A 25,133-nucleotide genomic window follows, 5' to 3' on the forward strand; every position below is an offset into this window, starting at 1 on the left:
ATGTTTAAAACACCTTTAAAAGCGCTATTGTTAGGATCAGCTTTGCTTGCAACATCGTTTGCAAGCAAAGCTGAAAACATGCACGAAAGCTGGGATGCGTTATTAAACAATCATGTTGTAGCTATTAATAATGGCCACAGCACTGAGGTGGATTATGCAGCAATTAAAGCTAAGCACAGTGAGCTTAAAAGCTATTTAGATTCGTTATCGGCGGTTACGCAAAACGAGTTTGATACGTGGGAAAAACCAAAGCAACTTGCGTTTTTAATTAACGCATATAACGCCTTTACTGTTGAGCTAATATTAACAAAATACCCAAACCTTAAATCAATTAAAGATTTAGGCAGTTTTTTTAGCTCACCGTGGAGCAAAGAGTTTGTGCCATTACTTGATAAAACTCGCAGCCTTGATGATATAGAGCATGGTTTAATACGTGGCAGTGGTAAATACAACGACCCACGTATTCACTTTGCTGTAAATTGCGCAAGTATTGGCTGCCCTGCGCTACGTGAAGAAGCCTACACAGCCACTGATTTAGAAAGCCAATTGCAAGAGCAAACGATGCGTTTTTTATCAGACATGACTCGTAATATAGCGCAAGATAACACACTAAGTGTGTCTTCAATATTTAAGTGGTACGGCGATGATTTTGAACAAGGCTTTAAAGGCGCCAATACGCTACAGCAGTTTTTTATGCAATACCCTAAAGCACTCAAGCTGACACCCGCTCAGCAAAAAGCACTTAAAAATAACAACATGAAAGTTAAGTTTTTAGACTACAACTGGGATTTAAATGCTCGCCAATAAATTTTGGCAAACATTATCGCGATACAGCTTATTCTGTGTCGCCTTTTGCATTTGCCTTGTTATTAGTTTTAAAAGCCTAGCAAGTACACAATTACAAAGCCGTTGGCAGCAAGTTGAAAAGTTAGGTAAAGACCAAAGCGTATATTTTTATGCATGGGGCGGCGATGCGCAAATAAATGCCTATATTCAGTGGGCGGCTGAGCAAGTAAAAGCTAAATATAACATTGAGTTAGTGCATGTAAAGCTTAGCGACACCAGCGAGGCCGTTAGCCGCGTACTCGCTGAAAAATCAGCAAACAATAACAATAAAGGCAGCGTAGATTTAATTTGGATAAACGGTGCTAACTTTGCCACCATGAGCGAGCACTCATTATTACTTAAACAATGGGCTAATAAGCTGCCTAACTTTAGCTATACCGACCCTAGCAATAACCCTGCGGTTAATTTTGATTTTGGAATACCCACTAATGGAATGGAAGCCCCTTGGGGTCAAGCATCGCTCACCTTTTACTACGACAGCTTAGCAATAGATGGCACTGCAAATAACACACTACCAACAACCCTAAACCAATTACTTAGCTGGAGCGCACAAAACCCAGGGCGCTTTAGTTACCCAAAGCCACCTGATTTTTTAGGAATGAGCTTTTTAAAATACGCGCTTGTTATGCTACATCAACAAAGCGATGACTCACTTAAAGCGAAGTTAAATCAGCCAGCTACTGCACAAAACACAGCTCAAATATTAAACCCGTTATGGAACTTTTTAAATAAGCTGCACCCAACACTTTGGCGCGGCGGTAAACACTTTATGCAAAGTGGTGCACAAATGCGCCGCTTAGTAGGCGACACCGAGCTAAGCATAGCGTTTACGTTTTCAGCGCCCGAAGTACCCGCCGCCGTTAAACGTTATGATTTACCAAAAAGTATTCGCAGTTATGCTATGCAAGATGGCAGTTTAAGTAACACCCACTTTGTAGCCATACCTTATAATGCAAGCCATGCACAAAGTGCGCAATTAGTGGCTAATTTTTTATTAAGTCCAAAGGCGCAAGCACATAAGCAAAAACCTTCAGTTTGGGGGGATAAAAGTGTATTGATTCAATCTACATTGAGCCAAAAGCAGCAAGCCTTGTTTAAAACGGTGGAACCGCATCCAAGCGCATTACCCTTAAATAGCATTAAACGCACGCTTAGCGAGCCACACCCAAGCTGGGTAAACGCTATTATGCAAGGTTGGCAAGCGCGTTTTGGAGTAAGCCAATGAGTGTTGTTTCTAATAAGTTAGCAGCGAGCTCAACACTTAAACCACACAAAAGCGCCGATATGTTTAGTAAATTAGTTAAATTAAGCCCACATTTTTTACTGGCATTGCTAATTTTACCGGTAATAGGTGGCCTAATCAGCGTGCTATTGCCCGCTTTTGGTTATGCACCAGTACTTGAGCATACAACACTTGGCCTACATGGCTTTACTATGCTTGTGCAAACACCCGGCCTAACACACATGGTTATGCTAAGTGTTAGCAGCGGATTAATAAGCACCTTACTTGCCTTTATCATTACTTTAATGATTTTAGCGGCATTTTTTAATAGCCCGTGGCTTAACCGTATTCAGCGTTTACTAAGTCCCATACTCGTAATCCCCCACGCAGCAGCCGCTATAGCCGTTGGTTTTTTAATTGCTCCTTCGGGTATGATCTCGCGTTTAGTATCGCCTTGGTTTAGTGGATGGGAACTTGCCCCTAACGGCATGTTTCCGCATGACGCGTTTGGTATAAGTATAATTTTAGGCTTAACCCTTAAAGAGCTACCTTTTTTACTGTTAATGGCGCTAGGTGTGCTTGCCCAACCTGAGCTTGGCAAAAAACTGCGCCAACAACATAAAGTAGCGCTTAATTTAGGCTACTGCCCTATGACTGCTTTTTTTAAAGTGATTCTGCCAAGCCTTTACCCATTGCTGCGCCTACCGATTTTAGCCGTATTGGCTTATGCCAGCGCAAGTGTAGAAATGCCACTTATTTTGGGGCCAAATACTCCACCCACATTGGCTGTAGCCATTATGCATTGGTTTAACGACGTAGATTTAAACCTGCGTATTAAAGCCTCTGCGGGGGCATTATTGCAGCTTGTACTTACTGGGGGTTTACTAGCTCTTTGGCTTGGCGGCGAAAAAACTATAAAAGCATTATTTAGTGATTTACTAACCAATGGCGAGCGAGAATATGGCGGTGTTTATTGGCAAAAAATAACGACCGCATTAACAGTATTTATAATTGGCTTTATTTTGCTCTCGTTAATTGGCTTAATTATGTGGTCGGTTGCCGGATTTTGGCGTTTTCCGGCGGCATTGCCCGATCAGCTCACGCTACTTCACTTTAAAAGTGCGCTAATGCAAATGCAAAGCCCGCTTTATAATACCCTTGCTATAGGGCTAGTTACTACGTTATTTGCCATTATTATTACCCTTTTGTGCTTAGAGTCAGAGCAGTTAAGTGCAAAACCCATGTCGCGCTTTACCAGCTTAATTATTTATTTACCGTTGCTTGTACCAAGTATTGCGTTTTTATTTGGCCTAGTGTGGCTGCAACAATTAGTAAATAACCAGGCCGCGTTTTTTAATGTGGTATTTACCCATTTATTGTTTGTACTGCCGTATGTGTTTTTATCGCTTGCGAGCAGTTATAGGCGATTAGACCCTCGTTTTGCTCATGTAGCAGCAAGCCTTGGCGCAACACCCTGCAAAGTGTTTTTACAAGTAAAATTACCCCAGTTATTTGCCCCTATTTTAATTGCGGCGGCACTTGGTTTGGCCATTAGCTTTGGCCAATATTTGCCTACACTTTTAGCCGGTGGCGGGCGCATAGCAACCATAACAACCGAAGCGGTCACCCTTGCTAATGGCGCAAGTAGGCGCACCAGTGCAGTGTATGCCATTATGCAAATGGCATTACCACTCATTGGCTTTATACTGGCGTGGGTTTTACCTAAGTACTTTTTTAAAAGCGCACATCGCTAACCCATAAATTAAAAGGTTTTTAATGCAGTCATCTTTAGAGATTAAAAATTGTGAGCTTTATCGTCAACACGAGCAATTACTAAGCTTAAACGAGCAGGTAAAAGGCGGCGAAATACTCACTATTATGGGGCCATCAGGCAGTGGTAAATCAAGCTTTTTAAATTGGCTTACGGGTACATTACCCAGTGGTTTTAGCGCAAACGGCGAAGTGTGGCTTAACGGTAAAAACATTAATAACTTACCCGCACATTTACGCCACATAGGCGTGCTTTATCAAGATGCGTTATTATTTTCGCATTTATCGGTAAGCGGTAACATTGCCTTTGCTATGCCTAAAGGCAATAAAAAACGGCGCCTTGAAAAAATAGAGCACGCCCTTGAACAGGTAGGATTAAAAGGCATGGCTAATCGCCACCCCGACAACCTCTCTGGTGGACAACAAGCCCGCGTTGCTTTATTGCGTATGCTATTAAGCGAGCCAAAAGCTATTTTACTTGATGAGCCCTTTAGCAAGCTCGACACCCAATTAAGAGTAGATACGCGCGAGCTAGTATTTAGCCAAATACGCGAGCATAAATTGCCCGCTATTATGGTAACCCACGATCATAGCGATGCAGAGGCCGCAAACGGCAAACTGATCACCTTAAATTTAGCCAAATAAACGCACAAAAAGTACAAGGCACCAAGCATGTTAGACAAATACATCACCCCAATAATAAAGCCACTGTTAACCCCCGTTGTAGCGTTAATGCACAAGCGCGGCATAACGCCCGACCAACTTACTGTGGCAGGCTTTTTAATAGGGCTATTAGCAGTGCCATTAATTGCGTATGAAATGTGGTACGCAGCGTTAACGGCTATTGCTTTAAATCGTATTTTAGATGGGCTAGATGGCGCATTGGCACGCCATGCAAATTTAAGTTCAAGCGCTGGCGGTTTTTTAGATATTACCCTCGATTTTTTATTTTACGCGGCAATTCCGCTTGGCTTTATTTTGGCAAACCCCGAGCAAAACGCCATTGCCGGGGCCGTATTACTGGCCACCTTTATAGGCACAGGCTCAAGCTTTTTAGCCTTTGCCATAGCCGCCGAAAAATTTAAGCTCGAAAAACCCCAGTTTAAATACAAAAGTTTTTACTATTTAAATGGTTTAACCGAAGGCACAGAAACCATAGCGCTATTTATTGCCTTTTGTATTTGGCCGCAGCACTTTGCCATAATAGCGAGTATTTTTGCCACTGCGTGCGCTATTACTATTTTTACACGTATACATGGAGGATATAACACGTTAAAACTCCAAGAAGCTGATGAGGTTACACAAGCCAATGAGTAATGAAATTTGGTGGCGTTTAGGGTTCTTTTTTAGCATTTTGGTTATTATGATGCTGCTAGAATCACGTATGCCTGCGCGTAAATCGCCTATAAAAAGTAACACCCGATGGTTCGCTAATTTTGGACTGGTGTTTGCTTCATCACTAATTGCTCGCTTAAGTGTACCCATAGGCTTAACTGCCGTAGCGCTTTATAACCAAGAGCACGGTATCGGTTTATTTAATCAAATAGCCACACCAAGTAGTGTTGCTATTATTTTAAGCATGCTACTGCTTGATATACTTATATATTGGCAGCATAGGTTATTTCATAACGTGCCAATTTTGTGGCGTTTGCATCGTGTGCACCACGCCGATGCGCATGTAGATACCAGCACAGGTTTGCGTTTTCACCCTATCGAAATTGTACTCAGCATACTTATAAAATTGATTGCCGTTACCGCTTTGGGTGTACCTGCTATTGCAGTATTAATATTTGAAATTGCACTTAATGGATTAGCGCTATTTAACCACGCCAATATACGTTTACACAATGCAATAGAAAAACCACTTCGGCTTATCTTAATGACTCAAATACTGCATCGTATTCATCATAGCCAAAATCCCGAAGAAACAAATAGTAACTTTGGCTTTAGCGTAACTTGGTGGGATAGACTTTTTGGCAGCTACAAAACCAGCGCCACATTATCAGATAATAAACTAAACATCGGCTTAGCCCAATATCCCGACCCAAAACAAAACGCGTCCTTGTGGTATTTGTTAACGTTACCATTTAAAAAGTAGCAACTAGCCTAAACTAAGCAGAGAAATGGGCCTATTTCAGCTTAGTTTGTTACATTATCTAAGCTTTTGAGCTGCTACATTAACAAAAGCAGCTTATTTAAAGTAAACCAATTGTAAATTAAATAAACAAATTCTTGACCAAGTTTGAAATCCCCCATATCATTTGTAAGCGCTTACATTTACCACACACAAAAATGTAAGCGCTTACAAAATGACAAAATCAACAAATACACTATATTCTGACAATAATCAGTTGAACGGGGTTCAGTTATGAACATTGAAACAACACGCATTACTCGCCTTTTGGCTGCTATATCATTAGCGTCTTTGGCTGGCTGTGGCGGCGATGCTGCGACAACATCCAATTTTGAAAAAGTAGATCCTGCCCAGCCAGTTTCAGATTGGCAAATGGTTTGGAGTGATGAATTTGATGGCACAAGCATTGATACAAATAAGTGGAACTTTGAATTAAACTGCGCCGGCGGTGGTAATAACGAAAAACAATGTTACACCGACAGTGAACAAAATGCCTTTATTAAAGACGGTGCACTAAATATAGTCGCCCTACCTGCTGAAGAAGGTGCAGAAAAACCATACACGTCAGCCCGTTTAAATACCCGTTACAACGCTGACTTTACTTATGGTCGCTTTGAAATGCGTGCAAAACTACCGTCAGGTCAAGGTAGCTGGCCTGCATTTTGGATGATGCCAACCGACGAAGTATATGGCACTTGGCCGCGCTCTGGCGAAATTGATATTTTAGAAGCGGTAAATTTAAAAACAATCGCTGAAGATGGCACCGTTGAAGCAAATATTCATGGCACACTTCACTATGGTCGCGAGTGGCCAAATAACTCAAGCTCAGGCAAAGCTTATACTCTGCCTGAGGGAATGAATCCCGCAGATGACTTCCACACCTACGCTATTGAATGGCAAGAAGGCGAAATTCGCTGGTACGTAGATGGCTACTTATATGCCACACAACGTCGCTCTGAAGTTCGTTACAACTCTAAAGATGAGGCTGTTGGCCTTAAACATAAAGGCTGGTTTGCTGAATACTTTGAACAAGGTAATGGCGAACTTACCACTCACTGGGATAATGCCCCATTTGATAAAGATTTTTACCTTATTTTAAATAACGCCGTTGGTGGTGACTGGCCTGAAAATGTAAACAACTTAGGTGTTGACGCTGCAGCATTTGCAGAAGGTCAAAGCTTTGAGGTTGATTACGTACGGGTTTATCAATGCGCTGCAAATACTGACACAGGTAAAGGTTGTGAAACTGTGCGCCCAGGTTACGATAGCCTAGATGATGCACTTGTTGAAGGTAAAGCCCCTGTACCTACTCCACCAAGTGATGGCATTGCAAGAAACCTTGATATATTCAATGGCACATTAAACGCCAACTGGATCGCATGGGATTGTTGTGGTGGAACCACACCAGAAACTATAACCGATGCTGAAAAAGGTGACGCTATTAAGTTTAACATTAACGATAATAACGGTACTGTTTTAGGTTTTTCAACTCGTGGTGGTCACTTCCCAGATGATTTTACCGGCACCTCATCTCCATTTGACGCATCACTCCTTCTTGATCTAAATGGTCGATTAACTTTTGATATGAAAGTAGTAACGCCGCCAACATCTTCGACAACTTGGCTATTAAAAGCCGAAGCGGGTGATGGCGGACCTAATACAGGCGATGTAGCGCTTAGCGATAGTGTTGAAGGCGTAACACCGGTTACAGGCCAATGGCAAACCTATACATTTCCGCTTTCTCTACTACAAGAAAGAGGCTTAGATTTAAGTGCCATTGATGTATTAATGGTATTCCCAGCATGGCAAACTGGCGAAGGCGCTGAATATTTAATTACCAACGTGGCTATTGAGGGCGATGTAGGTGAATCACCATCAGTAGACTTATTTACAGATGGACAAAACTTAGATTGGCCGATGTGGGATTGTTGTGGCGGCTCTACTCCAACAGAAGTTATGGACGATGCAGAACACGGCTTAACCGCAGAATTCACTATTGGCGAAGCCCCCACTGTAATGGGCTTTAATACTCGTTCATCTGCTGGTGGTAGCGGTACTCCATTTGATGCAACCAGCATTTTAGAAAATGGTTTACTACAGTTTGATGTGAAAGTGATGTCAAACCCAAATAACCCAGATGCCACTTGGTTAATGAAAATAGAATCTAATGAGGGTGATACCGCGGTAGAATTACCATTAACAGATGCTGGCGATGCACCTATTGTAGGTGAGTGGAAAACTTACACCTTTACATTCGCTGACTTAGCGGGCGCAGGTTTAGATGTAAGTGCCATTGACGTAGTAATGATATTCCCAGCATGGGGCACAGGTGAAGGTGCGGTTTACCGTGTTGATAACGCTAAGATGTACGATCCTAGTGCATCAGCAGGCGATGAAATCACTATTTTCCAAAATACTGCCGCAGATATGTGGAGCATTTGGGACTGTTGTGGCGGCTCTACCCCAACAGAAGAAATTGACGATGCTGATCACGGTACTGTAGCTGAATTTGTTATTGGCTCTGCGCCAACGGTAATGGGCTTTTTAGCCGACGACGGTATCTCTTTCGATGCATCAGCAATACTAGCTAATGGCGTTGTGCAGTTTGAAATGAAAGTGGTAACCCCGCCAAATAATCCTGACGCTGTATGGACATTTAAAATTGAGTCAACAGGCGCAGCAACAGCGGTAGAGCTTCCTCTTTCACAAAGCGTTGAGGGGGAAGTACCCGTTAATGGCCAATGGCAAACCTACACATTTACATTACAGTCACTGTTTGCTGCCGGTTTAGACATTAGCGATATCAATGTACTTATGATGTTTCCAGCGTGGGGGACAGGTGAAGGCGCTGTTTACCGTATAGACAACGTGATTATCGCTAACCCGTAATCCCTAATTCAGTGGTAGGTAGTGAATTACAAGTACCTACTTACCGTAATAAATTAAGTAAAAGCAGAGCAATTATGAACACAAATAAGTTTAAAAAAAGCCCACTAGCGGCTTCTGTGTCACTTATCATCGCTGCAAGCACGCTGAATATCGCCCATGCAGCAGAACAAAATACTGTGGAACCTGAAATTGAAGTAATACAAGTTAAAGGTATTCGCGGTTCACTTATCCGCTCTATGGATATGAAACGCGATGCATCAGGGGTAGTCGATGCTATTTCTGCTGAAGAAATGGGTAAATTTCCTGATACTAACTTAGCAGAGTCACTGCAACGTATTACGGGTGTGTCGGTGAGTCGTGCAAACGGCGAAGGAAGCCAAATTACCGTACGTGGTTTTGGCCCTTCATTTAATTTGGTAACACTTAATGGTCGCCAAATGCCTGGAACGGGTAACTCACGTTCGTATAATCTGGAAAACATTGCCTCAGAAGGTGTTAGTGCCTTAGAAGTATTTAAAACTGCTCGTGCTGATGTGCCCAGTGGTGGCTTAGGTGCGACGGTTAACATTTCAACAACTCGACCTTTACAAAGACCTGGCCAGCATTTTTCGGCAACAGCTAAAGCTATTCATGATTCATCAAATGAAGCGGGTAGCGATGTAACTCCGGAAGTATCGGCTATTTATAGTAATACCTTTAGCGATGAAATGTTTGGTATTGGTTTTTCTTTTTCGCATCAAGAACGCGACTTTCAAAAGCAAAGCGCCAATATTCAAGGTTGGCAAGCAAATGTAGACCTACCTACTCTTGCTGAAGGTGATTTTATTGATCCACGCGCAGTAGATGCGCAAGGAAATCGTGTAGGTAATCACTTTTTTGCAAAAGACATGAACTACACAATTGAAGATTTACAACGCGAGCGTACTAATGGGCAAATCACACTGCAATTTGCACCCACAGATAATTTTGTAGCAACCCTTGATTATACAGCAAGTGAGGCAACAACAGGCTCAGAAACCCTCGGCTGGGGTATTTGGAACGACTTTGGTAGCAACATTAATGGCTACGAGTTAGATGAAAATGGCACAGCTATTTATGCAGATATTAGTGGTAACGATGCATCATTTACCTCTAGCAAGAACACCACTGAAGTTAAGGCTCGTTCTATTGGCTTAAATTTAGATTGGCAAATTAATGAAACATGGCAAGTTGAGCTTGACTATCACGACTCTAAAAACGAGACAGATAACGGCGCAGACAAAGGTCTAGGTAGTGATGGGCAAGTTATTTTAGGTTCTGATCAGCTTGTAAATAAAATTTATGATTACCGCACTGGTGAAATTCCACATGCGCAAGTTAACTGGAAAAACGGTACTAGCGTATTAAGCCCTGGTGAAATTGATTCAAACTTTAGCCAGTTTATTCATTCACCTGGAGAATCAAATATTGAGCAGCTGCAATTACATACAACATGGATAAACGATAGTTTTGACATTGGTTTAATTGAAGTGAAGTTTGGTGGTTCGCGTACAGAACAAAATACCGGTGGTTATGAAGCATGGAGTGGCTTAGTTGGCGGCCCTGGTTTTAACCCTTCTTACACCGAGATATTCCCTGATGGTATGTTTACCCTTAATAACACTTCAGGACTATTAGACCAATTTGCTGGTGGTGGTAACAATTTACAACCTAACTATTATTATAGCTTTGATTTTGATGAAGCTGTAGCAAGACAAATGGCATACCTTACTGCTGATGTAACCGGCGGCGATGCCTATGCGCCTAATGCCTATCTTGATGGTATTGACAGTCAAAGCGCTGTTGAAGAAATTACCAACAGTATTTATGTTCAATCACGTTGGGAATTTGAAGTTAGCAATTACTACATAAAAGTAAATGCCGGCCTTCGTTATGAAGAAACCGATGTAAGTAGCTCTATTCGTCAACGCGTTGAGCAACAAGTAAATTGGATAAGTGCTTCAGAGTGGATCACTCAATATGAAGCTGGCGGCGATGACAACTTCTTAGTTCAAGAAGGAAGTTACGATATTTTACTACCATCAATCGACCTAAGTGTTGACGTAACCGATGACTTAGTTGCTCGCGTATCATGGGGTAAAACTATGTCGCGCGCGCCATTGGGCGATTTAGCCGGTGGTCGTAGCCTTACAGGCAGCCCAAAACCGGGGGCACGAGTAGGTAGCCAAGGTAATACAGGATTATTGCCATTTGAATCAACAAACCTTGACCTATCATTAGAGTATTACTATTCAGAAGGCAGCTATGCATCAGTAGGTTACTTTAAAAAGGACGTTGATAACTTTATTCAAACCACCATTACTCCAACCACCATTGAAGGCTTACATGATATTTTAAATGGCCCACGCTATTTACAAGCGGTTAGTGATATTGAAGCTCGTGGTGATCAAGCAACAAGCGATGCTATTTTTGCACAAATGCTTGCTAATGGTGATGGCAATGCAAACGGCCAAATTGAACCAAATAGTAATGATCCACTTATTACTTGGAATATTAGCCAACCACAAAATACCGATAGTAAATCAGTCGATGGTTTTGAAGTAGCAGTACAACACTTAATTGGTAAGACAGGCTTTGGGGTCGGTGTAAATGCAACGTTTGTTGACGGCGATGTTGAATTTGATACAGACAGCCTAGACCAACAAGCTCCATTAACAGGGTTGAGTGATTCAGCTAACTTCCAAGCGTTTTACGAAAAAGAAGGTTTATCTGTAAAAGTAACTTACGCTTGGCGTGATGCATATTTAATTGGTGTAGGCCAAGCGCAAGGCTCTGCTGATGCACCACCACAATACGCCAAATCATATGGTCAATGGGATATGAGCGTAAATTATGACGTTAATGAAAATGTGACGGTATTCTTTGAAGGTATTAACCTTAATAATGAAACCGAGCAAGGGTATGGTCGTTACGAAGAGCAGTTCTTATTTGCTCGCCAGTATGGTCCACGCTACGCAATTGGCGCCCGTTATTCGTTTTAAACTAACCCCTAGTTAGAAAGTTAAGCCGCTTGTTACAACAAGCGGCTTTTTTTATAACAGTTTAATTTTTTCTAATAGCTTATCGGTTGTCCAATCAATATCGTTATAGGCAATATCAGGTTTGTAGTAATCGCCCTTTCCTCTTGCTCTATTAACATACACTTTATTAGGAACTATCACTTTACCTAAGCCTGAAGGTAAATCGGCTAAACGTACCTCCATATACAGCGAGTCTGCGCTACTGGGTGCACCAAACAACGTGGTATTTTCAAAAAGCTTAAACTTATCTAGCGCATCTAAACAAGCACTAGCGCATTGCGGCGGCACTATAACAAACACCTTAGTTTTAAAGTCACTCACTAACGGCTCTTCTGGTAGGTTATTTAGCGTATTAGTCTCTCGTTCTACATAAAATGGATCACCACTTTTAAGTGATAAAGCCATACCTGCTGCTATTTCTTTAATCAGTTCATGAAATTCAGGTTGATCTTTTATCACGTCAATTAACGATTTAACATAGTTGGTATTGTCTTTTGACGCTCTCCACCACACTTGTTCGTTTTGAGTAGTACCAGCTGTTTTTTGTTCTACTACTTTTTTGCCCCATAATTCTTTGGCTATTTGTGAGCTCCAATAAGATGAACCACCTTGGTTATGGCGCAAGTCTAATACCACGGCTTTTGCTGTAAGTAGCTTGCTACGTTGCTGTTTTATTTTTTCAAACACTTTTTTGTAGTCAGCTGTTTGTTTATCATTTACTGAAAAGCTAGGCATAGCAATCCACGCAATGTTTTTTTCAGGCCAGATTAAATCAATGGGAAGTTCATCACCATTGTAGGCATTTTCTAAATGCTTACTGACTGATTTAGGCCTTACAGACCAATTTAAAACCTGTTTATGGGTATTGCCATTGGGTTTAACAAACTCGCATTCTTTTAGGGGGACTAAAAATGGATTCCCTACATCCGTTAGTAACCGCCAACCTTGCTGCCACCAATGCCCTGGTTGAGCAACTTGCCCATGAAATGTAAACACTCTTTTGCGCATCAAAGCTTCAGTACTTTGCCCATCACATTGGCTTACAATATCCCCTTTTTTAATAGTGCTAATTTCACTGTAATACACTTTTAGCGCATCACCTCGCCATAAAGCACTAAAGCCGGGCCAGCGACGCGCAGGCCTGTCGATGCTTGAAAACGCACCAGCATGACCATCTTGTAACACCGTGCTAAAACGTGCAATTGCCGCTGCATGCGCCTGCGGCCCAATCGCTTGCTTAGACAGAGTAAGCGCCTCTGCTTTAGCTTGCTTTAATAACTCAGGAAAGGCTGGGTTGTTAACATCAAACATGCCAGGGTGATTTTTTGCCGATATGCTGTAAGCAGCTTCAATATCACGCTCAGTAACACTGCGCCATTGCTCTGGGGTTTTAGGAGTAAGCGATAATTCGGCCATGCTCAAGGTAGGCGTAATTAATAAAGCGCTCAATAAAGTACGGCTAACCATTTTTGTTTTTCTGTTCATGAAAATCCATTTTAAATTAAGTTATATAATTACTGTAAACTCATTTGGTGGAACTAAAATATCTTAAATCCAATAAGTTTCAGCAATTTTTTACAGCAATAACTTAGCAACATTGAAAGCAGCTAGCAATGATTAACATTTAAAATGAACTGGCTTTAAATTAAGAGCAACAGCTTACTTAGCGATTTGTTCAATTTTGGTTTGTAATAGTGTTATGCGGGCGTTGAGTTTTCTAAAGCTATACTGTGAATAGCAAAAGTTTAAAAAGAAAGCAGCAAAACCTGAACAAGCAAGCCCTATCAATGGGCTGAAATAAAACATTAACAACAAAACAATAACAGCCATCGCTATCGTAAGTCCCAAATAATGAGATACGCTAAATAACTTTCGGTTATTTTTTTCAAGCTGAACTATGTGAGAGTCTATATCCATTAAAAATTTCCTTTTGACAAATAAACGTTAAATATTTTGAGTTTTACTACATACAAAGCTTTATTTAAAAAAGTGATTCGCTCCACTGCGCCTTTGTTAATCGATATAACTGTACGGAACGACTATGAAATTCATGATTGCTATAGTCTGTAAAACCAATTTTCTTTGCTACTTTCAATGACGCAATATGCTCAGGTTCAATAATAACAACGACCGATTGATGAGTAGTTTGCGTAAACACATACTTTAAAACACCTTTAGCTGCTTCGCAGGCTAAGCCTTTATTCCAAAAATCGACCGCTAATCGATACCCTAAATTAGGCTCTTCGTTACCCGCGACGCTTTGTGGGGAAATACCACAAAATCCAATCAATAAATCGCTGTTTTTATCTATTAGTGCCCATGGGCCCAAACCGTATGAGTCGTAGCATTGTAAACACCACTTTATAAAATCACGAGTTGCAGCTTCATCGCACACACCACGAATTGAGTATTTCATCACTTCATCGTCACTAAGAATTTTACTTAATGCTGGCACATCATCAATTGAAAACTGCCGAATAAGCAACCTTTGGGTTTCACAAATTTTCACTCAAACCTCCTTGTAATTACAGCTAAAAACTTTCAAAAAAACCAAGTAATTAAGGTAGGTCTCTCAGTTATTTAGTTCTTTTTATGTTTTGAATGCCACATAAAGTATCCAAATAATATGCCTACTAAAGGAAATATTATTAAAGATGAAATGATTCCATCAAAAAAATCTTGCTCACCTGTAAGGTGCATGATTAATTGAAATAAAATAGCTGTAGGAATTCCCCAGCCTAAAGGACCTCTTAGTAAAATAAAACGTAATTTAGTATCGTTTATATTCATGAGTCTTCCTTAATTTATAAGCCCAAATAATGAGCTAAAATCAACACAATGCTGATGTATTTCTTAGATTGACAAGCCTAACGTTTAAACAAATGATAGGCACTAGTGATTGTTTTAAATTAATGCTATTGAAAAAACACTTAACCAACTTAATTGAATACCATAAGAGATACGTTGATAGGTACCAGGTTTACTTTGTAGTTTTATTGCTTTAGCCATAGCAAACAGATAATAAACTGTAGCGATAACAGAAACAATTGAAAAAACACGAAAGTATAGAGAGATAACTTCTGTGGTTGGACTAATAGCTATTAATATTGGTGCTACAACCAGCGAAAGTAACATAATAAAACCAGCCCAAGAATGTACCTTGCAGCTAAAAGTTGGATGTTTAGTAAATGGGTCAGCATCCATAGGAAAATAACCCGCAACCCAGGTACCAATACCATGCACTATAACTAACCAACCAGCAATATTAACCAATATAGAAACATTAGCCAATTGCGCCAAATACCAGCCAAAAAAGCAAAATAGAAAACCTAAAGGATAATTATTAATTAGCGGTGACAGTTTTTCAGTTGGGCTTCCTGTTGCACCTAATTCACTACAAAATTGTTTAGAATGGCTGTAACCTTTATAAAACCGACTTGCTACATAAACACCAATGAATATCCATAATGTGGCTATTAACCCTGAATAAGCCGCAATCGTTTCAAACATCACCATAATCCTTTTTGTGATTAATTCACTAAAGCCTTTTTAAACACAGAGGAGAAAATGAGCCGGCTTCGAGTGACGAGCAGCGAGATTGTGCAAACAGCCTGAACCTAGCCATAACAACCCTGAGCTAGAACCTTTAATCTACCCTTTTCAACTCAGCGCCTCATTACCCTCTTTGTGCATAATTCACTAAGATTTTTTCGCCTCATTAATAAATCATTTCTTTATTATTATAATTAACCACTAATCAAATGCTATCAGTATTAGTTTTAAAAAAAACAAAGCGCTACAACAATGCAGCGCTTTCATTACTTATAGGTTGTTTGTTTAAACTAAAACGCGTTATTAAAAGAAGCCAAGGGGATCTTCGCTGTAACTTACTAATAAGTTTTTAGTTTGTTGGTAATGATCGAGCGCGAGTTTGTGCGTTTCGCGGCCTATACCAGACTTTTTATAACCGCCAAACGCAGCGTGTGCTGGGTACATATGGTAACAGTTGGTCCATACGCGACCGGCTTCTATTTTGCGACCAAAGTGATAAGCGCGGTTCATATTACGGCTCCATACACCTGCGCCTAAACCAAATTCTGAGCTGTTAGCCAATTCGAGCGCTTCGGCTTCGTCTTTAAAGGTCGACATTGAAATAACGGGGCCAAAAATTTCTTCTTGGAACACGCGCATATCGTTAGTGCCTTTTAATAAAGTAGGTTGAATGTAATAGCCACCATTTAGTTCATCGCTAAGTTGCTCAACATGACCGCCACTGAGTACTTCAGCACCTTCTTGTTTGCCAATATCAATGTAACTTAAAATTTTATCAAACTGTGCTTTAGAGGCTTGCGCACCTACCATGGTTTCGCTGTCTAGCGGGTTACCGCGTTTAATTTGCTTGGTACGTTTTAAAATGCGTTCTATAAATTGCTCATAAATATCTTCTTGAATGAACAAGCGTGATGGACAAGTACATACTTCACCTTGGTTAAAGTAGGCAAGAATGGCGCCCTCAATTGCTTTATCTAGGTATGAGTCGTCTTTTTCCATAACATCGTTAAAGAAGATATTAGGTGATTTTCCCCCAAGTTCTACCGTTGAAGGAATAATATTTTCAGCTGCGCATTTTAAAATATGTGAACCCACAGGGGTTGAGCCTGTAAAGGCAATTTTAGCTATACGCGTATTGGTTGCCAGTGCTTCGCCAGCTTCTTTACCAAAGCCATTTACTACGTTTAGCACGCCGCCGGGCAGTAAATCACCAATAATTTCCATCAACACTAAAATTGAGGCGGGTGTTTGCTCAGCAGGTTTAAGTACCACACAGTTACCAGCTGCAAGTGCAGGCGCTAGTTTCCATGCAGCCATTAAAATTGGAAAGTTCCACGGAATAATTTGCCCTACAACACCTAATGGTTCATGAAAATGATACGCCACCGTGGTTTCGTCTATTTCACCAATACTGCCATCTTGAGCACGCAAGCAACCGGCAAAGTAACGAAAGTGGTCCGCAGCAAGTGGAATATCAGCGGCGAGGGTTTCGCGAATGGCTTTACCGTTATCCCATGTTTCGGCCACTGCAAGTAGCTCTAGATTTTGTTCAATGCGATCGGCAATTTTTAATAAAATATTACTGCGCTCGGTCACTGAGGTTGTGCCCCACTGCGTTTTTACGGCATGCGCTTTATCAAGCGCCAAATTAATATCGTCTTTGTCAGAGCGGGGAATTTTACAAAACACTTTGCCATTTACAGGGCTAATATTCTCAAAGTATTGACCATTAACGGGTTCAACCCACTCGCCGCCAATATAGTTACCATACTGCTGTTTAAATGTGATGAGTGCGTCTGCTGTGCCTGGATTTGCGTAAATCATATGTGTGTTCTCTTGTTGTTGTTAGCTAAAAGTCTAAGCCGAAATACCAGCAACTTGTTAGAGTAATGTAGCTAGTTGCTTTATATTTAATCGGTATTGATTGACATTAGACTATTAAGCGCTTAAAAACTTGATTAGCAGTCCAAAAAAATTGTCTGTGAGTCCAAACGATTTAATCATTAAAGAGGCTGATTATGTATTCGTCGCAGTTAAATAAAAAACGCCAACAACTTGATGTACTTATTGAAAACAAAGTGAGCTTTGCTGCCGACAACAGCGAACTGAGTATTTATGATACTTATAAAAGTGCGCAAAAAGTGGCGCTGCATTCAAACGAATTATTATTTTGTGCCATGCTCAGTGGCAAAAAAATTATGCATGTTGAGAATAGTCAGTATCATAAAGCGTTTTTACCACACGAATCGTTTGTATTAGCGCCCGAGCAAGGAGTGCTGATTGATTTTCCTCAGGCAACTATCAACTCACCTACCACCTGTTTAGCGATTGAAATCAGCACCGATAAAATAACCAATGTGGCTAATGCACTTAATATGCAGCAAAACTTTGCTAGTGATGCCTTGTTTGAATACAGCCCTAATTTAGTGCATACCCAACATAATACGCAAACTCAGCAGTTATTAGAGCGAATGGTGCATTTATTTAGTGAGCAAGGCGCCGAGCGACACTACTTAATTGATTTATCGTTAAACGAATTGATCACCCGTTTATTACAACAACAAAGCCGTGATTTATTGCTGGCAAACTGTGACAAGCTACGCCTAAAAAGTAACGTGAGTGATGCACTACATTATATTGAAGAGCATTTAAGCGACACACTCGACATAGACACCTTGTGCAAAATAACTTGTATGAGTCGTAGTAAGTTTTACCAGCAATTTAAACTCGCTTTTGGCACAAGCCCTGCACTTTGGCAGCAACAACTTAGACTTAAAAAAGCCCGCACGCTTTTATTAGAAGGCCAAGCTATAAGTAAAGTGTGCTACGACCTTGGTTTTAATAACGCCAGTCATTTTAGCCGTTTATTTAAGCAAACCTTTGGGATTGCACCTAAACAGTGTCGGCATTAATAGCTAATGCTTTACTAAGTGGTTAAAAGCGCAGTCATATTTTAATAACCACACTATAATAGCTTGCAATACATAAACTTACACCTGCCAGCAACCACACTACGCCGTAGTTATGCCATAAGAAAGCGTTATTGTAAACTTTATGAGGGTTGTGCTTATCCACCAATAGCGTGCATTGCTTACCCTGCTTAAAACGCCACATCATATTTTCGTTATAATCAATTAGTATACTGCACACTTGATCATCAAAACGAAAACTCACTAGCATCGTTGGCTGATGTAAAAGCTCTGGCGCTGTTATTTGATTATTTGTCGCTGCTGTTATTTGTTCTATGTTACACACTCGCCAATGGCGTTTATTAACTTTACATTTTAACCAACGAACAAGTGGCAACAAGCCTATTAGTATAAATACAACCCCTAACCCTAGAAGTACCATACATTCACCTTCATTTTAATTAATTTTTTGGTAAACAAAATGAGTAAATAAATCACTCAACGTTGTATCTACTGATTTAAATACTGTTATTTTTTATCTACTTTTTCGAACAGGTATATTTTGTTTGGCTAAATAAGCCAGTTCAACACACGGCAAGCTCAGTAAATATACCTTCTTGCATTGATAACAATAACTTACCAGTTTCATTTAATATATTAATTACTATCTACAAATAAACTGCTACGAGTGATTGCGGAAGTATCATATTCACGACTATCTTTATGATGATTTCCAATTAAATCAATATGTGTGTCTGATGCAAGCCATTTAAAATAATATATAATGGCTCACCGTCCATATGCATATCAAGGGTATAGATGTGTAACCAATCGGGTTGTGACTACTGTCAATGAGAAAACAAAGCTGAGTCATAATTATCCCTTGTTATTTTTGCATGCAATGTGCCTTCATTTCTTGTAATAAAAGTGCCAATAACTCACTACAAAAATGCCAAACAGTTGCCTGCCCAGCATCGAGGCTGTGTTGCTCTTGATGAGAATGTGCTTAAACATTAACTCAACTTTAGCATTCACCAATATAGTCATGAGATACTAAAGTTGAGCTCTTACAGCTTCTTACCAAGGAAAATTAAAACTCTATTCGTGCGGTCAATGACACATAGCGAGCACCTTGACGTCCTGTCACTAAGCCATAATCAGGATTAAGCTTTAAGCCATTTTCACCGTACTGAGCACGCTCTTCGTTGATATTTATCGCACTATCGCTATTAAGCAAATTATAAACAGTGCCTTTTAAAATCACGTTTGAGCCAAAAAAGTCAGTGTAGTACGTCAATGACATGTCTATATTAGTGAGCCAAGGTAAATTACCTTTACTGCCACGTGGCGCAGGGTTGCCATTTTCATCATAATGAGATGCTTGATCGTAATATTTACTAACACATGCATCCCATGGGCTTCCTTGTTCGCAGCTATCGACACCTTCAGGGTGAACTGAGAAGTAGCTCTTTGGACGACCTGATGTAGTTCGCGCAACTAAACCTAGGGTCAGTGAATCGGTAATATTATAGGCGCCACTAAACTTAATAGCGTGGCGGTGGTCATTTGGTAAATTACCATAGCCATGATCCATCAAATCACCATAGTCGTAGGAGGTCGTCCAACCAGGATCGGCTTGGTTATTATCCGTTTTAACTAAACCTTCGGTATTACCATAGCTATGTGACCATGTATATGAAGTATTGATACGCAAGTCATCAGTTATATTGCCATCTAAGGTAAACTCAAGCGCCAAATATTTGCGTTGTGCTTCGGCAAGTGCAAGTTCATCAGCACTTAAATTTACGTTATCAATTTCTCCATCACCATCAAAGTCATACGACATTTGAATCGCTTCACCAGGGTTATTGAGTACGTAATATGAACCTTGCCCTACGTTATCGGTTATACCCATTTCAGCAAGCTTTTTAGCAAGCACCGGGCCTACATCAGTGTCTTCAACACTGCGACCTAAATCACGGTAAATAGCACGTACACCTGCAGACATCGTATCAAACACTTCTTGCTGATAACCAATTGTAAATTCATCGCTGTACATTGGTTTTAAAGAAGCAGAGGCAATTAGCCCTGGTTCAGTAATACCCCGCTGACGCCAGCGTCTATCACGTAACATATCCCCTCTGCTAGGTGAGCCATCAGCTAATAAAGAAGGTGAACCGCTACCTTCTAATTGATCCAGTTCGAAATACTCAAACCATTCAATAGATGCAGAACCTTGGGTGATATTCATGTTCGCAGAGACAGGTTGAAAATAACGCCCAAAGGTTGCAAATACTTTTGCACTACCATCACCATTAACGTCATAAATTGCTTGTATACGTGGCGCGATTTGATTATCTATATCAACAAAAGCCCGACCATCTGAAACAGTGTTTTCGAACTGGCTATAACGCAAACCCATATTAAGGACTAAATTATCAGTAGCTTGCCATGAATCATTAATGTAAAACGCTAATGAAGTGGTAGCAGAATCGACCTCACGGCTACGAATCCTTCTTTCGATAAAGTCAGTACCTAGTGTAGCGCCCGATACATCGTTTTCACCGGCTGTTTTTACTGTCCACCAGCCTTTAGCATCCCCAATACCATTTTGACCTTCAAAAAAATCGACCTTCACGTTAGTGTAATCAATACCAAATTGGATTGAATGCATATCCAAATCCCAGTTAAAATCAATGCGAGCTTGGTCTCGGATGTACTCTTCTTCTGTTATTCCTGAATTAGTGTGCTGGCTTAACGTAACAAAACCATTTCTTTCATCCCATACACCTGGGTTTGGAGACGCTACCACGTTCTCAACATTCTCAGTAACACGGCCAACAACGGCTGACACTGAAAAAGTATCTGTCAGATAGCCATTGTAGTTAATACTATAAACATTACCGCCATCTTCACCTGGTGCATCTACCCCTTGCTGATCACCCACAACATTATCTTTCCAATTATAAGCAAACGTTTTGTCAGTCCAAGTACGTTTATTGTTCATTGCAGAGAAACCAATAGAGTGATCTTCATTAATAAACCAATCCACTTTCGTGAACCAACGATCTTCATCACGCTCAAAATCAGAGAACGTGGTTTGCCCAGCGCTGCTAGACTCTTCTCTGCGTGGAGCAAATAAGCCATAGAAGAACAGCGTATCTTCAATAAGCGCACCGCTCGCCCATAACTGTACTTCTTTAAAATCGTAACTACTTTGCTTAGTGTTGGTACTGATGGTGCCACTATCTTGAAATATTGAATCATGCTGATTACGAAGACTATCAGGATCCCAGCGCACCTCTGCACCAAGTTTAAAATCATTATCGCCTGATTTAGATACAGCGTTTACAATACCGCCTAATGCCCCTCCAAATTCAGGGCTAACACCACCCGTTTTAACTTGAGTTTGCGAAATAGCCTCCCATGGAAGACGAATTGAACCTAACCCTGTGCGAATACTGGTTACATTCAAGCCATTAAAATAGTAGCCATTCTCAGCGGCTGATGAGCCACCAAAACTAGAGGCTCCTTTGAAATTAGAACCACCAGGAGCTGCAGTACCTGGCGCTAGTAACGCAATACTCTCAAAACCAGTATTTACCGGCATTGCTTTAAGTTCAGCATCACTAAACGTTAAGCCAGAGGTGGAAGATGCCATATCTACACGACGAATTGCCGAACCTGCTACCGCGATACGCTCTATATCAATACCAGCTTTATAAAGTTGTACATCAAGTATTATTGATTGGCCAATAGTTACCGCAACATTTTCTTCAGTCATTGCTTGATAACCGTCTTTTACAATAGTTACATCGTATGTACCTACAGGTACGTTTCTTAATAAGTAATCACCCTCGGCGTTACTGGTAATGGTGTAAACCAACCCTTTGCTTTTGTGCTTAAGTGTAATAGTTGCGCCGGTTAAATCATTCCCCGATTGCGTAACAATATGACCTTTAACAATACTACTGCCATCAACAGCGTGTGCCGCTGGTGCAATTAATAATGCTGCTGTTACCGCAGTTGCCAGCAGAGTTCTAGCACCCACGCCTCGAGTTTGTTTTTTATTATTTGTAATCATGTAAGAATTCCTTGGTCCTGTAGATTTTTATTGTGAGACTAACCTCGACGTAAAATATACATAAATTACATATTGTATACAATATTAAATATATGATAATTTTTAGTTAAAATTTAAATACAAATTAAACAAAGTCAATTGCTCTGCAAGTTTGTAACTAAAGGAAGCTTTATTAAGTATCGTAATTTAATACATGAGCTGAAGTATTTAACCTGAACTCTGGTTAAGAGATTTACTAATATTTTGAATCAAAGTGATATTTATGTTTATTTTCTCTAGCCAGAGATTTTCAGTGGGTACTAAGCGAAATTACTTGCAATAGTTAGCCTATTGCAAGTAGATTAAACTCAGTTAACGCTAAGAATAGCTACTTGGGGTAGGTTTATAATCCAGAGTTCAGGTTATTAAGAAGCAAACTATAGTTCGTGAAGATAGTTAAATGATTAACCCCACTTTATATAGTTAGCGTTACTCGCCTTTGCATGCCCCTGTATAATTTACATATACGATACCCTTTTAATTTAGTTCTTAGACTTGCCGAAGTTAATTTTACTGATACAATCGAAATGTATAATGTATAATGTATACAATATCACTTATTAGAGGAAATATAATGGAAACAAACTGTAAAGATTGGCGATACACAGTTATGCCAGCCGTATTTACATGGCTCAAAGAAACAGAGTCTGGAACCGTTGCAATTGACCTTGATGCAACGAAAAAATACGCTGCAGATATTTTAAAGGTGCAAGGCAAAGGTGGAACTCGTATGGGAGGCCTTGTTGGCTCTGGTACTCTTGGTGAGAACAGCTACCTAAGCTCCGAACAACGTCTTTCTTTACTAAAAGCTCTCTCAAGTGTTGCTAAAGAATACAATGTTCCATTGATTAGTGGCGCAGCCGCAGAAACCAAAGAAGAGCTGGCCAAAATTGTTACAGAGCTAGCAACTGTTGGCGTGGACACCGTAATGATGATGCCACCAAAAACCAAATACACGCCTTCTGATGAGGAAATGTATGCGTATTATTCCCTTTCAGCCACAGCTGCAAAAGAGGCCGGTATTACAATAATGCCTTATAACAACCCGGACGCCGCTGGCTATCATCCACTTTCAACTGACCTTCTAACAAAGCTTGCCGCTTTACCTGAAGTTACGGCGCTTAAAATATCCACCATAGATGTATCTGTCATTGAAACGATGGTGCTAGAAAATAAGGACATAAAAGTACTCGCAGGTGTAGATACGGTAACTATACATGCAGGACTCGCTGGCGCATGCGGAGGAATTACAGGTGTTGGCTGTATATTTCCAAAAGCGAGTGTCACTATGCAGGAATACGTGAATAAAGGTGAGTGGGCCGAGGCAAACAAAATTTCTCAAGCTATGAATTCTATATCTTACCTTGATGCACAACCGTTACTTTTAGAATACCTTAAGTTTGCATTTGGCATTCATCATAATGATGTAACTGGCGGGCTTCGTACTTTTGGTAAAAAGTTAAATCAACAGCAAATTGATGATGTACACACAAGGTATGCCTTAGCAAAAGAACGACTCGAGGGTCTGGGTTTAATAGACTGAATTTTCAAAAATTGACAAGCAAAAGCTCCGTTTTTACGGAGCGTTTTTGTAGCTATAGATAAGCTGCTCTTGCGGTGATTGCACTGACCTTATTAAATAATCATACTTAAGCATAAAAGAAAATCAGATATATCGTTTATTAAATATAGCGTAAGACTAAGCTTTGCACTTCTGAGTTTTTTACCCTATCTAGCTAAAGTATTTTTTACATACCCACTTAATAATACAGAAAAGTTGATGGGACCTTGTTCAGTTAGCTAACATCGCATTAAACAAACTAATCGAGGTAAGTTAAAGACAACATAAATATAGCATTCTTATTTGCCTACGGGCAGCAAGCTGAGCACATTATAAAAAATGTGCAAATAAGGGGCTTATTTAACACTACCTTTTTTCGTCTTCTATTTTAAGTAATAGCTTTTTAATGTCGTTTTTGGCGCCTAAGATATGCTTTTTCAAAAAGTCACACGCTTTTTTAGTGTTCTTTGCACGACAGTGATTTAACAATATACGGTGCTCTTCTGGTGCTGTGGTTAAACCACCCGCTAGTAAAATATGCATGCGCACATAACGCTCTGAATTTTTACTATACATATCAACTAGTTCACGAGTTTGTGGGCGTTGTGCGCGTGAATACAACTTACCATGAAAACGGCTGTTTAAATCGCCCGTTGCTAGGTGGGTATCACCTGCATCCATGGCGCTTTCTAGCTCAGTTAAGATAAGCTCAGCATCAATTAAATCTTGATCTGTTAAACCTTCTATTGAGTGACTTAGCAGCTCAGCCTCAAGTAATGCCCTTAAATCAAAGATTTCATCAATTTGTGATGCTGAAAGCTCTGTTGCCGTGGCTCCTTTATGCGCTTCAAAATTTACAAGCCCTTCAGCTTCGAGCTGAAGCAGTGCCTCACGAACAGGTATTCGGCTTACATTAAGCTCAGCAGCAAGTGCAGCTTGACGCAGTGGATCACCAGCTTTGATTTCACCGGTTAATATTTTTTCACGAATTGCTTCTGCTACTAATTGGGTGCGTGTTTTGTGTTCGATAGCCATGGTGATCCTTAAGTATTGCATTTAGCATACATT

General features: G+C 40.4%; 18 protein-coding genes. 10 read left to right on the forward strand and 8 right to left on the reverse strand.

Features of this window, described 5'->3' with window-relative positions; all coding sequences use genetic code 11:
• The 8 genes from P3J6_RS08860 (at position 1) to P3J6_RS08895 (ending at position 11,881) form a co-directional block, all read left to right on the forward strand.
• Positions 1-807 carry a DUF547 domain-containing protein gene (locus tag P3J6_RS08860; protein WP_198522774.1) on the forward strand — a complete coding sequence of 269 codons (807 nt, stop codon included), beginning with the start codon at positions 1-3 and terminating at the stop codon, positions 805-807.
• Complete coding sequence (locus P3J6_RS08865) at positions 794-2,071, forward strand: ABC transporter substrate-binding protein (RefSeq protein WP_198522775.1); 1,278 nt, start codon at positions 794-796, stop codon at positions 2,069-2,071. The genes P3J6_RS08860 and P3J6_RS08865 overlap by 14 nt, the downstream gene beginning before the upstream one ends.
• A complete protein-coding gene (locus tag P3J6_RS08870; protein ID WP_178956893.1) occupies positions 2,068-3,822 on the forward strand; it encodes an ABC transporter permease in 1,755 nt (584 codons plus the stop codon). The genes P3J6_RS08865 and P3J6_RS08870 overlap by 4 nt, the downstream gene beginning before the upstream one ends.
• A gap of 22 nt (positions 3,823-3,844) precedes the next feature.
• The gene (locus P3J6_RS08875) at positions 3,845-4,483 is read left to right on the forward strand and encodes an ATP-binding cassette domain-containing protein (RefSeq protein ID WP_178956894.1); all 639 of its coding nucleotides are present in this window, start codon (positions 3,845-3,847) and stop codon (positions 4,481-4,483) included.
• Between the two features lie 27 nt (positions 4,484-4,510).
• On the forward strand, positions 4,511-5,155 hold the full coding sequence (locus tag P3J6_RS08880; protein ID WP_198522776.1) for a CDP-alcohol phosphatidyltransferase family protein: 645 nt from the start codon (positions 4,511-4,513) through the stop codon (positions 5,153-5,155).
• Positions 5,148-5,936: a sterol desaturase family protein gene (locus P3J6_RS08885; protein ID WP_178956896.1), complete on the forward strand. Its 789-nt coding sequence runs from the start codon at positions 5,148-5,150 to the stop codon at positions 5,934-5,936. Before P3J6_RS08880 ends, P3J6_RS08885 begins: the two co-directional genes overlap by 8 nt.
• Before the next feature lie 270 nt (positions 5,937-6,206).
• Positions 6,207-8,861 (forward strand): glycoside hydrolase family 16 protein, encoded by a 2,655-nt coding sequence (locus P3J6_RS08890; RefSeq protein ID WP_178956897.1) that lies wholly within the window; start codon positions 6,207-6,209, stop codon positions 8,859-8,861.
• A gap of 74 nt (positions 8,862-8,935) precedes the next feature.
• Positions 8,936-11,881 carry a TonB-dependent receptor gene (locus P3J6_RS08895; protein WP_198522777.1) on the forward strand — a complete coding sequence of 982 codons (2,946 nt, stop codon included), beginning with the start codon at positions 8,936-8,938 and terminating at the stop codon, positions 11,879-11,881.
• 51 nt (positions 11,882-11,932) lie between these two features.
• Here the strand turns inward: P3J6_RS08895 and P3J6_RS08900 are convergent, their stop codons facing one another.
• The 5 genes from P3J6_RS08900 to exaC form a co-directional block, all read right to left on the reverse strand.
• A complete protein-coding gene (locus P3J6_RS08900; RefSeq protein WP_198522778.1) occupies positions 11,933-13,405 on the reverse strand; it encodes a S41 family peptidase in 1,473 nt (490 codons plus the stop codon).
• A 496-nt stretch (positions 13,406-13,901) separates the two neighbouring features.
• Positions 13,902-14,429 (reverse strand): GNAT family N-acetyltransferase, encoded by a 528-nt coding sequence (locus P3J6_RS08905; protein WP_198522779.1) that lies wholly within the window; start codon positions 14,427-14,429, stop codon positions 13,902-13,904.
• Between the two features lie 71 nt (positions 14,430-14,500).
• A complete protein-coding gene (locus tag P3J6_RS08910; protein WP_054201355.1) occupies positions 14,501-14,710 on the reverse strand; it encodes a hypothetical protein in 210 nt (69 codons plus the stop codon).
• 114 nt (positions 14,711-14,824) lie between these two features.
• Complete coding sequence (locus P3J6_RS08915) at positions 14,825-15,430, reverse strand: DUF998 domain-containing protein (RefSeq protein WP_198522780.1); 606 nt, start codon at positions 15,428-15,430, stop codon at positions 14,825-14,827.
• Positions 15,431-15,775: 345 nt separating this feature from the next.
• Positions 15,776-17,296 carry an acetaldehyde dehydrogenase ExaC gene (exaC, locus tag P3J6_RS08920; protein WP_010389285.1) on the reverse strand — a complete coding sequence of 507 codons (1,521 nt, stop codon included), beginning with the start codon at positions 17,294-17,296 and terminating at the stop codon, positions 15,776-15,778.
• A 194-nt stretch (positions 17,297-17,490) separates the two neighbouring features.
• Between exaC and P3J6_RS08925 the strand changes: the two genes are divergently transcribed.
• On the forward strand, positions 17,491-18,384 hold the full coding sequence (locus P3J6_RS08925; RefSeq protein WP_178956904.1) for an AraC family transcriptional regulator: 894 nt from the start codon (positions 17,491-17,493) through the stop codon (positions 18,382-18,384).
• Between the two features lie 34 nt (positions 18,385-18,418).
• On the opposite strand, the gene P3J6_RS08930 is transcribed toward P3J6_RS08925, so the two are convergent.
• Positions 18,419-18,823 (reverse strand): hypothetical protein, encoded by a 405-nt coding sequence (locus tag P3J6_RS08930; protein ID WP_138609495.1) that lies wholly within the window; start codon positions 18,821-18,823, stop codon positions 18,419-18,421.
• A 648-nt stretch (positions 18,824-19,471) separates the two neighbouring features.
• A complete protein-coding gene (locus P3J6_RS08935; protein WP_198522781.1) occupies positions 19,472-22,465 on the reverse strand; it encodes a TonB-dependent receptor in 2,994 nt (997 codons plus the stop codon).
• A gap of 613 nt (positions 22,466-23,078) precedes the next feature.
• Here P3J6_RS08935 and P3J6_RS08940 point away from each other — a divergent pair.
• Complete coding sequence (locus tag P3J6_RS08940) at positions 23,079-24,047, forward strand: dihydrodipicolinate synthase family protein (protein ID WP_198522782.1); 969 nt, start codon at positions 23,079-23,081, stop codon at positions 24,045-24,047.
• Positions 24,048-24,431: 384 nt separating this feature from the next.
• Here the strand turns inward: P3J6_RS08940 and P3J6_RS08945 are convergent, their stop codons facing one another.
• Positions 24,432-25,100 carry a GntR family transcriptional regulator gene (locus P3J6_RS08945; protein ID WP_178956908.1) on the reverse strand — a complete coding sequence of 223 codons (669 nt, stop codon included), beginning with the start codon at positions 25,098-25,100 and terminating at the stop codon, positions 24,432-24,434.
• Between the last annotated feature and the right edge of the window lie 33 nt (positions 25,101-25,133).

It is taken from the genome of Pseudoalteromonas sp. 3J6 (genome assembly GCF_903995135.1).
Lineage (GTDB): Bacteria > Pseudomonadota > Gammaproteobacteria > Enterobacterales > Alteromonadaceae > Pseudoalteromonas.